11 protein-coding genes are annotated in these 14,614 nt (G+C 40.6%); 8 read left to right on the top strand and 3 right to left on the bottom strand.

Going from position 1 to position 14,614, the window contains the following annotated elements; all coding sequences use genetic code 11:
- Positions 1–71: 71 nt before the first annotated feature.
- Positions 72–1,133: a choline metabolism transcriptional regulator GbdR gene (gbdR, locus tag ESZ36_RS21890; RefSeq protein WP_146791842.1), complete on the bottom strand. Its 1,062-nt coding sequence runs from the start codon at positions 1,131–1,133 to the stop codon at positions 72–74.
- A gap of 462 nt (positions 1,134–1,595) precedes the next feature.
- Between gbdR and ESZ36_RS21885 the strand changes: the two genes are divergently transcribed.
- The 6 genes from ESZ36_RS21885 to ESZ36_RS21865 all read left to right on the top strand — a co-directional run bounded on the left by ESZ36_RS21885 (position 1,596) and on the right by ESZ36_RS21865 (position 7,747).
- Positions 1,596–2,087: a formate dehydrogenase subunit gamma gene (locus tag ESZ36_RS21885; RefSeq protein WP_146791840.1), complete on the top strand. Its 492-nt coding sequence runs from the start codon at positions 1,596–1,598 to the stop codon at positions 2,085–2,087.
- Entirely contained in the window at positions 2,084–3,697 is a 1,614-nt protein-coding gene (locus tag ESZ36_RS21880) for a formate dehydrogenase beta subunit (protein ID WP_146791837.1), read from the top strand. Before ESZ36_RS21885 ends, ESZ36_RS21880 begins: the two co-directional genes overlap by 4 nt.
- Before the next feature lies 1 nt (position 3,698).
- On the top strand, positions 3,699–3,947 hold the full coding sequence (locus tag ESZ36_RS23025) for a 2Fe-2S iron-sulfur cluster-binding protein (protein ID WP_246129212.1): 249 nt from the start codon (positions 3,699–3,701) through the stop codon (positions 3,945–3,947).
- Between the two features lie 18 nt (positions 3,948–3,965).
- The gene (gene fdhF, locus ESZ36_RS21875) at positions 3,966–6,599 is read left to right on the top strand and encodes a formate dehydrogenase subunit alpha (protein WP_246129211.1); all 2,634 of its coding nucleotides are present in this window, start codon (positions 3,966–3,968) and stop codon (positions 6,597–6,599) included.
- Positions 6,586–7,437 (top strand): formate dehydrogenase accessory sulfurtransferase FdhD, encoded by an 852-nt coding sequence (fdhD, locus tag ESZ36_RS21870; RefSeq protein WP_146791836.1) that lies wholly within the window; start codon positions 6,586–6,588, stop codon positions 7,435–7,437. The genes fdhF and fdhD overlap by 14 nt, the downstream gene beginning before the upstream one ends.
- 82 nt (positions 7,438–7,519) lie before the next feature.
- Positions 7,520–7,747 (top strand): formate dehydrogenase subunit delta, encoded by a 228-nt coding sequence (locus ESZ36_RS21865; protein ID WP_146791834.1) that lies wholly within the window; start codon positions 7,520–7,522, stop codon positions 7,745–7,747.
- Between the two features lie 814 nt (positions 7,748–8,561).
- On the opposite strand, the gene ESZ36_RS21860 is transcribed toward ESZ36_RS21865, so the two are convergent.
- Complete coding sequence (locus tag ESZ36_RS21860) at positions 8,562–10,154, bottom strand: BCCT family transporter (RefSeq protein WP_146791832.1); 1,593 nt, start codon at positions 10,152–10,154, stop codon at positions 8,562–8,564.
- Positions 10,155–10,675: 521 nt separating this feature from the next.
- A complete protein-coding gene (locus tag ESZ36_RS21855; protein WP_146791831.1) occupies positions 10,676–11,959 on the bottom strand; it encodes an aromatic ring-hydroxylating oxygenase subunit alpha in 1,284 nt (427 codons plus the stop codon).
- 352 nt (positions 11,960–12,311) lie between these two features.
- Here ESZ36_RS21855 and ESZ36_RS21850 point away from each other — a divergent pair, with 352 nt between their 5' ends.
- Both ESZ36_RS21850 and glyA read left to right on the top strand, forming a co-directional pair.
- Positions 12,312–13,409, top strand: coding sequence for an FAD-binding oxidoreductase (locus ESZ36_RS21850; protein ID WP_011044774.1), 1,098 nt, complete (start codon positions 12,312–12,314; stop codon positions 13,407–13,409).
- Positions 13,410–13,659: 250 nt separating this feature from the next.
- On the top strand, positions 13,660–14,614 hold a 955-nt coding region (glyA, locus tag ESZ36_RS21845), incomplete at its 3' end, for a serine hydroxymethyltransferase (protein ID WP_146791828.1).

Here is a 14,614-nt window from a genome sequence, read left to right as displayed (position 1 = left end):
TCGGCAATTCTATAAGATAGGTGTACCGCTTAACCCTAAGGAGTAAGCGGTAGTCTGTTGTGGTTTGTCAGTTAATGATGTTGCTGATGCTGATGCTGAACCTTAATCGACCCCAAACTGGACTCTTTACTGGCAGCAAATTGCTTGTTTTTAGCTAAAACGTTGCGTTCATCTCGTGGCGGGATGCTAAACGAATTACGATAACATTTACTAAAATGAGGTGTAGAGACAAAACCACAGGCTATCGCTATTTCAATAATAGACATATTGGTTTGCTTTAATAGCTGACGAGCTTTTCCCAATCGTAGCTGTAAATAATAACGATGCGGCGAACAGTCTAAATATTTTTGAAACAGTCGCTCTAACTGGCGTCGAGATAAATCAACATAGTTAGCTAATTCATCGAGGCATAATATTTCTTCAATATTTGCTTCCATCAACGCGACTACATCTTGCAGTTTTGACTGAGTTGCACCAACAATATGTTGCAGTGGTATGCGTTGCTGATCGTTTTCATCACGAATATTTTCATGAGAAAACATGTCTGAAATAGCCGTTGTTAATGCTTTACCATATTCTTTAGAAATGACTTGTAGCATCATGTCAATTGGGGCAGTACCGCCTGAACAAGTCATGCGATCGCGGTCAAGGATAAACAGTTGATTGGAGCTTTTGACTAAGGGGAACTCTTCTTGACAGCTCGCTAATAACTCCCAATGAATGGTGCTCTGATAGCCGTCTAACAAACCGGCTTTTGCTAATAAATAACTGCCCGTACAAATACCACCGAGCACTATATTACATCGAGATAAATGGGTTAACCAGCTAAGTACTTTTCGCGTTACAGTGCCTTTTATATCAACACCACCACAAACCAATACCGTATCAAATTCAACATAATTATTGATACAAGAATCAACCTCAACCTTCAGCCCATCACTGGCAGTAACAACACGGCCATCTTCACTAAGAATAGTCCAACGATATAAGGTTTCTCCAGACAATTGATTGGCCATTCGCATAGGCTCAATAGCCGATGATAGGGCTAACATGGTAAAATTAGGTTGTAATAAAAAACCAACGTGTTTACATTTTATCTGTCTCTGACTGCTATTTGATGGTGTTAATGGCATGTGATTCATTCCTATTGTTCTGATTGCAGTTCTTATTATTATTATTATTGCAGTTTTTATTAAAAACCAGCGTGTCGATTCCCCTAATAACTTTACTCTTCTCTCTTTTGAATCTAGCCAGTTAAAAATTACCATCTAGGAATTGATGTAGATCAAAAAGCCAGATTTTAATTAATAACAATGCATGATTTGAATCAATAAAAGTTAAAAGTTCAAAGTTAAATCTCTGCATACAATAGATTTACAGTACTTTAAAATCATCCTAATTACGACGCTATTCATGCCTGTTAACGACACCGCTTAGTAAATGTTTGATTTATCGTTAATTACTTAATTAATTTTTCAATGATGTTAGAGGTAACGAATGTCTTTATTAGCTATGAAGATGTCTTAATCGACTATATTTATTGTAATCACTTATTTGTATAATGGTATTAATGTAAAAAAGTCCAGAGGATTATTATGACTGCTACCAACGAGCAAGGCCTTCAACAGATCGCGACTATTATCGAGCAACACCAAACGTTGCCCGGAGCGATGTTACCAATATTACATGCCATTCAGAATGACTTGTCTTTTATTCCGTCCAATGCACTACCTTTAATCGCCAAGGCTTTAAATGTCTCTAAAGCCGAAGTTCATGGCGTGATTAGCTTTTACCATCATTTTCGCACTGAAGAACCAGGTGCTCATGTTATTGAAATCTGTCGAGGAGAATCATGCCAAGCCATGGGTTCTCGCGCGTTAGAGGAAAATATCAAACAAAATTTGTCAATTGATTATCATCAAACCAGCAAAGATAGACAATATACTTTAGAACCCGTTTATTGTTTGGGTAATTGTGCGTGCTCACCAGCGATTCGCATTGGTGATGACATTCATGGTGAATTAGATCTACAAAAATTTGAACAAATTATTGAATCGTTAAATACTTATTCGTTGGAGTTAAAATGAATCACTCACCTTCCGATGACAGCTCAATACCAGTAGCGTCACGAAAAATTTTCGTTTCTTTAGATACTACCGCCCGCTCCCGCGGTAGTGATAAAGTAGCAAAACAGGTTGAGAGTATACTTAACTCGCAACCAGAACTAGCTGCAACATTAGTAAGAAATGGCTCTCGCGGCATGTTCTGGTTAGAACCTTTATTAGAAATTAATACACCTAAGGGTCGTGTCGCTTATGGTCCGGTAAAAGCAGAAGATGTAAACGACATCATTAACCTACACTGTTTTGATGATGTTATTGAACACCCTTTATGCCTCGGTTTAACCGAAGAATTGCCCTGGTTTAAATCTCAACAACGGTTAACGTTTGCCCGAGTTGGCATTATCGATCCAATCGATGTTGATGATTATATTAGTCATGGCGGATTTGTCGGCTTAACCAATGCCTTCGCAAAAACCGCACAACAGATAGTTGATGAGGTTAAAGAGTCAGGCCTAAGAGGCCGTGGCGGTGCTGCATTTCCTACAGGCATAAAGTGGCAAACCGTATTGAATGAACCAGAGCAACAGAAATATATAGTCTGTAATGCTGATGAAGGTGATTCAGGTACTTTTGCCGATCGTATGTTAATGGAAGGCGATCCGTTAGTGCTGGTTGAAGGCATGATTATCGCTGGCCTTAGCGTAGGAGCAGACCAAGGTTATATCTATTTACGCAGTGAATACCCACAAGCTCACGACATATTAAATAAAGCGATTAGCAATGCAAAAACAGCCGGCTATCTAGGTGATAATATTTGTGGCACTGAACACAACTTTCATTTAGAAGTGCGTTTGGGCGCTGGTGCTTATATTTGTGGTGAGGAAACATCATTATTAGAAAGCCTTGAAGGCAAACGTGGCTTAGTTCGCGCTAAACCACCACTACCCGCTATTGAAGGCTTATTTGGTCAACCAACCGTGGTAAATAACGTAATATCACTCGCTTCTGTACCTTATATTTTAAGCCATGGCGGTGACAGTTATCGTGATTTCGGCATGGGCCGCTCTCGTGGCACCTTACCCATTCAATTAGCGGGCAACATTGCTCAAGGTGGCTTAGTTGAATTAGCTTTTGGTATATCGTTAAATGAATTACTGCAGCAATATGGTAATGGCTGTAAAAGTAAGCGAGCCATGCGCAGTGTGCAAGTCGGTGGGCCGTTAGGTGCTTATTTGCCAGCAGAGCAATGGGATACCGCGCTTGATTATGAAGAGTTTGCCAGCATTGGTGCCGTATTAGGCCACGGCGGTATTGTTGTCTTTGATGACACCGTCGATATGGCTGCACAGGCTCGTTTTGCCATGGAATTTTGTGAAGTAGAATCTTGTGGTAAATGTACCCCATGTCGTATTGGCGCAGTACGTGGCGTTGAAGTTATTGATAAAATTCTCAATAACGAAAGTGACGAACAAGGACGACAAGACAGCGTAGAGTTATTACATGATTTATGTGACACCATGGAATTCGGTTCTTTGTGTGCTATGGGTGGCATGACCCCATTCCCAGTGCGCAGTGCACTTAAATATTTTCCTGATGATTTTTTGCCACAACCGTCAACACAAAAGGCTCAATAAAATGATAACTTATTATGATCCCAAAACAGAGCCTGCTGTCAATCAATCAGCTGATCTTAGTAAAGACTTAGGCACACCGCCCTCTAAATCTACCGTACAGGTTAGCGTACAAATTGATGGCGTTAATATTGTCGTACCTGAGGGAACCTCGGTATTACGAGCCGCCGCTATTGCCGATATTAATATTCCCAAATTATGTGCCAGTGATAATTTAGAAGCCTTTGGTTCATGTCGTTTGTGTGCGGTATAAATTGAAGGCATGCGCGGCATGCCAGCGTCTTGTACCACCCCCGTAAGAGAGGGGATGAAAGTACAAACGCAAAATCCTAAAATAGCCAAATTGCGTCGCAACGTTATGGAACTTTACATTTCTGACCATCCGTTAGATTGTCTTACTTGTCCAGCCAATGGCGATTGTGAGCTGCAAGATATGGCGGGTGCCGTCGGTTTACGTGAAGTACGTTATGGTTTTGAAGGAAAAAATCATCTCGACGGAGCAACTGATTCATCAAACCCTTATTTCAGCTTTGACGACTCTAAATGTATTTCCTGTTCTCGTTGTGTCAGAGCGTGTGAAGAAGTACAAGGTACCTTTGCCTTAACAGTTGAAGGTAGAGGTTTTGATTCGCGTATAAGTACCGGTCAAGATAATAATTTTCTAGAATCTGACTGTGTTTCATGTGGTGCCTGTGTACAAGCGTGCCCAACAGCTACACTAACTGAAAAGTCAGTGATCGATAATGGCCAGCCAGATCATAGCATTATTACTACTTGTGCTTATTGTGGTGTGGGCTGCTCGTTCCGCGCTGATATGCAAGGCGATAAAGTACTAAGAATGGTGCCAGATAAAAATGGCAAAGCGAACCAAGGACATTCTTGCGTTAAAGGCCGATTTGCTTTTGGCTATGCCACTCATCAGGACAGAATAACCAGCCCGATGATCCGCGATAATATCGAACAAGATTGGCGTGAAGTTAGTTGGGAAGAAGCATTAGCGTTTGCTGCTAAGCGCTTAACCGATATTCAAGAAGAACATGGTCGCAACAGTATAGGTGCGATAACATCATCTCGTTGTACCAATGAAGAAACCTATTTAGTACAGAAACTAGTACGTGCTGTTTTTCAAAATAATAATGTTGATACCTGTGCCCGAGTTTGTCATTCACCAACAGGTTATGGCCTAAAAGCAACCTTAAATGAATCAGCAGGAACACAAACCTTTGAATCGGTGATGAAAGCTGATGTGGTGCTTATCATTGGCGCCAATCCTACCGACGCTCACCCGGTATTTGGTTCATTGCTTAAACGTCGTTTACGCCAAGGAGCTAAGTTAGTGGTTGCCGACCCGCGCAGCATTGATCTTATCGACAGCCCGCATACCAAAGCACAACATCATCTTAAACTGCGCCCAGGGACTAACGTGGCATTAATCAATGCCCTAGCCCATGTCATTGTTGATGAAGGTTTGGAAGATGCTGATTTCATTCACAGTCGTTGTGATGATGCTAGCTTCCAGCAATGGTATAAACATATTCAAGACCAACGCCATTCTCCAGAAAACACCATGGAAATCACGGGTGTCGACGCAACAGAATTACGCGCAGCGGCAAGACTGTTTGCTAATGCAGGCAACGGCGCCATTTATTATGGTTTAGGTGTTACTGAACATTCTCAAGGCAGTTCATCGGTAATGGCCATAGCTAACTTAGCCATGGTTACCGGTAATATTGGCCGAGAAGGTGTTGGTGTTAACCCATTACGCGGCCAAAATAACGTACAAGGCTCATGTGACATGGGCTCATTCCCACATGAGTTGCCAGGATATCGCCATGTTAGCGATGAAAGCACACGTAATCTATTTGAGCAAGAATGGGACGTTTCATTAGATTGTGAGCCAGGTTTGCGCATTCCAAATATGTTCGAAGCAGCAATACACGGTGACTTTAAAGGTTTGTACTGTCAAGGTGAAGATATTGCCCAATCGGATCCAAATACACAACATGTACAAAAAGCGTTAAGTTCGATGAAATGCATCATTGTGCAAGATATCTTCCTTAATGAGACGGCAAAATACGCCCATGTATTTTTGCCTGGTTCATCGTTTATGGAAAAAAATGGTACCTTTACCAATGCTGAACGACGTATTTCTCGTGTACGTAAACTGATGCCAGCCTTAGCTGGTAAGGAAGATTGGCAAGTGACAGTAGCTCTTGCCAAAGTACTCGGTTATGAAATGAATTATGAGCACCCAAGTGAGATAATGGATGAAATTGCCCGCTTAACGCCAACATTCAGTGGTGTCAGTTATGAAAGATTAGATCAGCTCGGCTCTATTCAATGGCCGTGTAATGAAAAGTCTCCTCTAGGCACACCAATCATGCACACCGAAGATTTTGTTGGTGAAAAAGGCAAATTTGCTATTACTGAATATGTAGCTACACCTGAAAAAGCGAATAAGCATTTTCCGTTGTTATTGACCACAGGTCGCATCTTAAGCCAATATAATGTCGGCGCACAAACAAGACGTACTGCCAATCAAGTTTGGCACGATGAAGACGTATTAGAAATCCACCCTAATGACGCTGAAGATCGTGGCATCAATGATGGTGATTGGGTCGGCATTGCCAGTCGTGCAGGTACTACCGCACTTCGCGCACTCATTAGCCAGCGCGTTCAGCCAGGAGTTGTTTATACTACCTTTCATCATCCGTTAAGTGGCGCCAATGTGGTCACCACTGACAACTCTGATTGGGCAACTAACTGTCCTGAATATAAGGTAACAGCGGTGCAAGCAACTAAAGTGGATGAGCCGTCGCAATGGCAAGCAGAATACGCACAGTTCAGTCAGCGACAAGCAAAATACTTAAAGAATAAAAATGGGGGGGAAATTGTTAAAACATAACATTATAGCAGCAGACACCGACGTTAATGTGCCTACAGCACAGCAGCGTCAAGTGCTGCGCTATACCAATGACTCCCTAACAACAGCGATGGACGACATCGCTGAAGAAACTGCTATTGCCTTGGTATATAACGGCATTTCTCATGTGGTGATGATGAGTACACCCAATGATTTGTACGACTTGGCAATCGGATTTAGTTTAAGCGAAAAAATTGTCGATGACGCCAGTGAAATACTTGATATTAGTGCGACTAAACAAGCATTAGGCATTGAAGTAAATATCACGGTTTCCAATCGAGCAGTTTGGCGGTTAAAACAACAACGGCGTAATATGACGGGTCGCACTGGTTGTGGTTTGTGTGGTGCAGAGTCGTTACAACAAGCGATGAAAAATCAGCAAACCTCGATAACTGATGGGCAAAAAAATAAGCAAGCACCCCGCGAATTAAGTGAGTTAACCAATTTGTCGATACAAAAAGCAGTGGTTGACTTGCAAGCCCACCAGCCATTGCAACAGATGACTGGTGCGGTGCACGCTTCTGCTTGGTGTGATGAAAATGGCAATATTAAACTCATTCGCGAAGATATTGGTCGGCACAACGCATTAGACAAACTTATTGGCGCACTCAGTGCGTCAAACATTGTCATTAACCATAGCAGTTTTTTGCTGATATCTAGCCGTGCTAGCTATGAAATGATTAGCAAAGCACAAGTTGCTGGTATTAGTATGTTGGTAGCCGTTTCGGCCCCAACAGCTTTAGCGATAAATATAGCAAAAAACACAGGCATGACCTTAGTGGGTTTTGCCCGTAACGGTCGCCATACCATTTACAGTTAAGCTAGTCACAATGAAACTCGTTACAATAAACAAATTACAGTAAAACTAATTACCGTAAAACAAAGAAGCAAGAGAGCAGCATATGTCAGATGATCGTTTAAAATATGTGGTAGATATGGCCAATCAAATTGCGCTTAATTTATTACATGGTAAAGAGCAACAACAGTGTGTGACGGAGATTAGTCATCACATCAATCGTTTTTGGGCGCCAAGCATGCGCGCACAACTTGCAGAAGCGGCAAATAATGACAACTATCAGCTCGAAGCTATGGTTATTTTGGCGCTTAAACAAATAAAAAACGAGCAATAACACACTAGATATCACAGTATTAATGGCGATGATAATCGCCATTTTTTTCATTCAAACTTCCGCTGTTAATTGTCAAAACTATCCAATCATGCCCCTTTTCATCCAATTCCCCGTATTACCAATAGTAGAATTCACAAAGCTTTAAGCAATGATATATTGTCCAAAACAACGTCGTTATTTATTTAATAATTAACACTGCATGAATGCAGCTTATTAGACAATGCAAGAGCATATTGTCCTGAACAACTAGTTATTAAACTGAACTACATACCAGCTAAAGACAGTAGGTTCTTTTGCGGACTGAAAGTCCTATAGTGATCGTTGTACTCATATCCTTCCAAGTTAAATTGTCGGGCCTCGCTTCGCTCGTGCCGACCTACAAAAGCTAAGCTGGTTTATTCCGTAGGTCGATGCTTGCCTCGACAAAAAGAATTATACCAGGACTTTCGCCTATCAATTTTTCATTGACGACATAAATTCGGACCTGCATCGGCATGTTCTTTATATATCTTTTCGGTTAACTCAGTTGCCACTTAACAATGTGATTTCTTTCCTACTGCGTTCTAAAATCAACGGCTAGCTAAAGCTACTCATCTAAAGATGTGGATTTTAACTCACGTTCGGACTAATAAATGCCTTGTATTTGGCCATTTTCCCTATGTATAAAGTAGATCACTTAATTAATGAAACTGGTATTAATCTCCCTTTAATTTTTCCTTTACTTAAAGTAATAAAACCTCAACGGCCAGTTACAAAAAAGCCAGAGCATATTACCGCTCTGGCTTTTTTAATTAACACTCGTCTTAATTTCTTACTAGTTAGTCACTAGTTTAGTTGGAGCGTAAACCGCAGGACTCAAATGTTCCTCTTTTAGTGATCTCATTAAACCCCACATCATAACTATCATGACTAATGAGAAGGGTAATGCGGCGGTAATCGCGGCTGTTTGCAGCCCTTTCAGTCCGCCTACCATTAATAGAATGGCAGCTACAGCGCCCTCACCTAATCCCCATGCTACGCGATGACCAACCGGTGGGTTTTCATCACCCATTGATAAGATAGTGGTAACCACTAACGTGCCTGAATCTGATGAGGTAATGAAGTACGTCGCAATAAGTAATGTTGCCATAAACGCTGCGATAGTGCCCATGAAACCGGCATCAAGCTTGTCTAATGTTACATATAGCGCTGAAGTTACATCGGCCTTAACAGCATCAACAATCCCCGCTTGTCCAACAGCTGAAACCAGTTCTCCTGCTTCATTAGCTACTTGATGGAAGAGCTCAAGGTATATCGCAGTGCCACCGAAAAGTGTTAACCAAATAAAACCTAACATAGTTGGTACTAACAATACGCCAACAATAAACTCACGAATGGTACGACCTTTAGAGATACGCGCAATAAACATACCTACAAATGGTGCCCAAGACATCCACCAACCCCAATAAAAGGCAGTCCACCAAGATTGCCATTGACTATTTTCGTTAGCATCAGTCCAGGTACTTAGTGATAATACATTACCTAAATAATCACCGGTACTTTGCAATACCGCGCCCAATAAATAACGAGTAGGACCAAAACAAAGTAAGAAAACCAAAATACCTATGGTTAACCACATATTGACTTCAGATAATATTTTCACACCTTTGCCAACACCTGATACCACAGAAAGTGTCGCAATAGCTGAAATAACAGCAATCAGTATAATTTGATTACTCAGGGAAACCTCCATACCAAACATGGTATTAAGGCCAGTATTCATTTGAGTAACACCTAAACCTAACGACGTTGCTACACCAAATACAGTACCAAACACGGCAAGCACATCAACTGCATGCCCAATTGGACCGTACATTTTTTTCCCAATTAATGGGTAAAGTGCTGAACGAATGGTCAAAGGTAATTTCTTTCTATAAGAAAAATAAGCCAACGACAAACCAACAACTACATAAATTGCCCATGGGTGAAGCCCCCAATGGAAAAAGGTAAGACGCATTGCTACTTGTGCCGCTTCCGCCGTTAATCCTTCAGTAATAAATGGATTACTTTGAAAGTGGTAAATAGGCTCTGCAATAGACCAGAACACTAAACCTATGCCCATTCCTGCACTAAATAACATGGAAAACCACGAGAAGTTACTGTATTCAGGTCTTGAGTCATCATCGCCTAAACGTAAGTTACCGTAGCGACTAAATGACAGCCAGATACAGAAGAACAAAAATATTGCAACAATGCCAATGTAATACCATTTAAGATAAGACAGTATCCAACCCGATACCGCCGTAAATAATGCTGCTGTTTGTTCAGTGAAAAACACACCGCACAAAACAAACAGAGTAATTATAGCCATTGATACAAGTGTTGTAACTGGATTCATGCCTTTTAACAGACCATGATTCGCTACCATGAGAAACCACCTTTTTTTTAGTTGTTATAAGTAAAAGTATAGATTTCTATAAACTGTTAATTTAGGTACCAGTTTATAAGGATCTAGATGAAAATTTTGCATTTACATTTATTATTAATAAGTGACTTACTTATAATTTGAGTTCACTTAAAATAATTTTCTGTCAAGTTAATTGAAAAAATCAACTTATCCCATTAAGTCAGAGTTGATTTAGATCAAGGTATCTAATCACGACACGAAAATAACATGTACCGACTTATAGCCGTTCCACTTGAAGATGCAAAATTCAGCTGGAATTATAAACAGCTTTCGGTAAGCTTTTTGGTTGTCGCTAAGTGGTTAATAAGTAAATTTTATTGGTAGAATTTATTGAAATTAATATGATTTTAGCTAAAAAAAACCAGCGATAAAAATCACTGGTTTTAGGGTGAAGAGGTATTTAACTCTACAACATCGTTACAAAATAGTTAAAAATCTATCAACAACTATTTAGTTAAAGACACTTTTAAATGCCTTATTTATTATTCTTTTTCAGAGGACGCTTTAATATTTTTTTGCATCGTATCGCTGAACCAATCGATGAAATTAACAACACCAAATTCAAAGGTAGTTGAGTAAGGTCCTGGTTGGTATGCCTTAGAATTAATACCCTTTTGATTGTTCTCTGCTAGCGTTCTGTCTTGTACATTGGTTGCATCCCATACCTGGCGTAGGTGAGCAACATCATAATCAACACCTTCTACAGCGTCTTTATGGACTATCCATTTAGTGGTTACTTGAGTTTTTTGTGCTCCTAACGGTATCACCTGAAAGGCAATTAAATGATCTCCCATCGCGTGACTCCACGAGTTAGGTAGATGTAAAATTCGCATTGATCCCAGATCTGGATTTTTAATGCGACCCATTAATTTTTTACAACCCGCTTTACCGTCAATTGTCATCGATACGGTGCCTTCAAGTAACGGCATGCGAACAATGCGATTACGTAAGCCATGGCCATGGGAAACATGCTTGTAAGGAATACCTTCTTCTTCCCACATCGCTTGTTTAGCGGCTACCTGTGCCTTAAATTCATCACTAGCACGCGGATCTTCGGTATCATCCCATTCTAATAAGGTATTCAATAATTCAGGGTGATTACCGCTACAATGATAACATTCACGGTTATTTTCAATCACTAACTTCCAGTTAGCATCTTCAACTAAGGTGCTTTCTACCGCGACCTTACAGTTATCTAAATCATAAGGTTCCAAGTAATGAGTTAAGTCATCGAAGAAGCCGTCGATATTAGTTGGCTTTTCACTTAGAGAAACAAAAATATAACCACCAGCAACGCGACAATTAACTTTGTGCAGACCATAATCATTCTTATCGAAATCATCGCCCATTTCAGTGCCAGCAAAGAGTAAATTACCATCTAATTCATAAGTCCATTGATGATAAGGACAGACTAGTTTAGGTACCTTGCCTTGCTTAACTAAACAAATTTTAGAACCACGGTGACGACAAGTATTATGAAAAGCGCGTACTTCACCATTTTGATCTCTGATAACAGTAATCGGATTATCACCAATATCTAAGGTGATAAAATTACCATTGTCTGGAATTTCGCCTGTGATGCCTACGAACAACCACTCTTTATAAAAGATTTGTTCCATTTCTATTTGAAAAACATCAGCATCGCTATAAAACTGTTGTGGCAAAGAAAACGTTATAGGGTGTTTTTCTAATGCATCAGCAACGGCCTGAACCGATTTATTTTCTGAAGTAACCAATAAATTTTGATGTTCATGTGTACAAGTCATGGGTAATTCCTTTGTGCTTCTAATCGACAAACTAGATGTCGCTTTTTTTATTTAAATAATGAACAGCTTTAAGCAATAAAGTGCTCACATTGTTTGTTGTTAGATATTGAATCTCACGGCCTTAATCGGTTTACCTAAAAACGACCAAAAAGCTAATTAATACCGACTCAAAAGCTAATTAATACCTGCCAAAAACAGTAATTAATAAATAAATTGATCTAGATCAATTTTAGTACACAAGGGATAATTTTTTGAGCTGGCAAAAACGACTACATTCATGTCGCTTTTAGTTAAGTGGTTGATAAGCAGTTAGCGCATCGTATTGCCATAACTATAATATTCGGAACCACTCATGATAAACACCTCCCAGTACTCTGTTAACACGCAAACATGGACCAATGGGCGTCACGATGTTCAATGCGTTAAAGTGATTGACGAAACCATTGATGCACGTACCTATTGCTTTACCAGCACAGAGCCTGTAATGCACTTTTTCAAACCTGGCCAATTCGTTACGCTAGAATTAGAAATTGACGGTATGCAAGTATTGCGTAGTTACACTATTTCATCATCTCCTTCAGTGCCATACAGTTTTTCAATCACTGTAAAAAGAATGCCTGGAGGTCAAGTATCAAATTGGCTGCATGACAACCTTAAACAAGGTGATCAAATCGCGGTGCATGGCCCGGTAGGTATATTCAATTGCATCGATATTACGGCCGAAAAAGTTTTATTACTCTCTGGTGGTGTTGGTATAACACCAGTGATGTCAATGGCCCGTTGGTGGTTTGATACCAACGGTGATGTTGATATGGTTTTTGCCCATAGTGCCCGCACCCCTAAGGACATAATATATCGTCGCGAACTTGAGTATATGGATTCTAGAATAACTAACTTCAATCTCAACTTTATTTGTGAGAGGTATGACATTGGCGATAGCTGGAGCGGTTTTTGTGGCTTCTTCGATGAACAAAAGCTTCGAATGATAGCCCCTGATTTTCTCGATCGCACCATTTATTGTTGTGGACCAACGCCTTATATGACTGCTGTCAAAAGTATGTTGCAAAATATAGGCTTTGACATGGCCAATTACCATGAAGAAAGTTTTGGTGCGCCACCGGAAGAAGCACAACTCGACGCCGAACAGCAAATGGAAGATGCCGCAGGCGAATCAATCGATGACGATACTTTAATAGAAGTAGCATTTAGCAAAACGGGTAAATCAGTCAAGATACAACCCGGTGGCACAGTGCATTTAGCTGCTTCACAAGTTGGCCTTCATATTCCTAAAGCCTGTGGTATGGGCATATGCGGCACCTGTAAAGTGAAAAAAATTCATGGTGAAGTGATTATGTCGCATAACGGTGGCATCACAGATGAAGATGTTGCTGATGGGTATATTCTGAGCTGCTGTAGTGTTCCTCAAGGTGATGTTTCAGTTGAATATTAAGAATTATACCCATTCCAGCTGAATCCCATATATTCAAGTGAGACGGGTATTTTAACTGGCTAAGCGTAATAGTTGATATTTATTACAAACAATTGAAGATGATATTTTAACTAAAATATCATCTTTTTTTTTTATGTCGTAAATAGATGTAAAAAAGACGTTAGCTGAATGGTTACACACTATTTAGCAAGCTAATATCGAGTCAATCCAAAACTAAAGAACAACAGCGGGTTCACCCGTGGAGAAAGAAATGTTTTATAAAAATGATCAAATAGCAGGCTTCGACGACAGTATTTGGCAAGCAATGGAGCAAGAAGACAAACGTCAACAAGATCACGTTGAACTGATTGCGTCTGAAAACTATACCAGTGCACGCGTGATGCAAGCACAAGGCAGTCAACTGACTAACAAATACGCGGAAGGTTATCCCGGTAAGCGTTATTACGGCGGCTGTGAACACGTCGATGTGATTGAACAACTGGCTATTGATCGTGCAAAAGAATTATTCGGCGCCGATTACGCCAATGTGCAACCTCATTCAGGCTCACAAGCTAATGCAGCGGTCTTTATGGCCTTGCTCAAGCCCGGTGAAACCGTGCTTGGCATGAGCTTAGCCCATGGTGGTCATTTAACCCACGGCTCTAAAGTGAGCTTTTCCGGTAAAATATATAACGCCGTGCAATACGGCTTAAATGAAGCAACCGGTGAAATTGACTACGAAGAAGTCGAGCGTCTTGCAAAAGAGCATCAACCAAAAATGATCATTGCAGGCTTCTCTGCGTATTCTCGTGTGGTTGACTGGCAGCGTTTTCGTGACATTGCCGATAGCATTGGTGCCTGGTTATTTGTCGATATGGCGCACGTTGCAGGTTTGGTCGCAGCCGGGTTATACCCGAACCCAGTACCTATTGCTGATGTAGTCACCACCACCACGCATAAAACCTTACGTGGCCCTCGTGGCGGTTTGATTATCGCTAAGAAAAATGACGAGCTGGCTAAGAAATTAAACTCAGCCGTTTTCCCTGCCGGTCAAGGTGGACCGTTAATGCATGTTATCGCAGCCAAAGCGATTTGTTTCAAAGAAGCGTTATCTGAAGGGTATGTTGAGTATCAGCAAAACGTTATCGATAACGCCCGTGAAATGGCAAAAACATTCCAACAACGTGGTTATAACGTGGTCTCAGGTGGTACTGATAATCATTTAT

The sequence above is a fragment of the Colwellia demingiae genome, assembly GCF_007954275.1.
GTDB lineage: Bacteria > Pseudomonadota > Gammaproteobacteria > Enterobacterales > Alteromonadaceae > Colwellia > Colwellia demingiae.
This window is presented reverse-complemented; position numbering and strand designations above follow the sequence as displayed.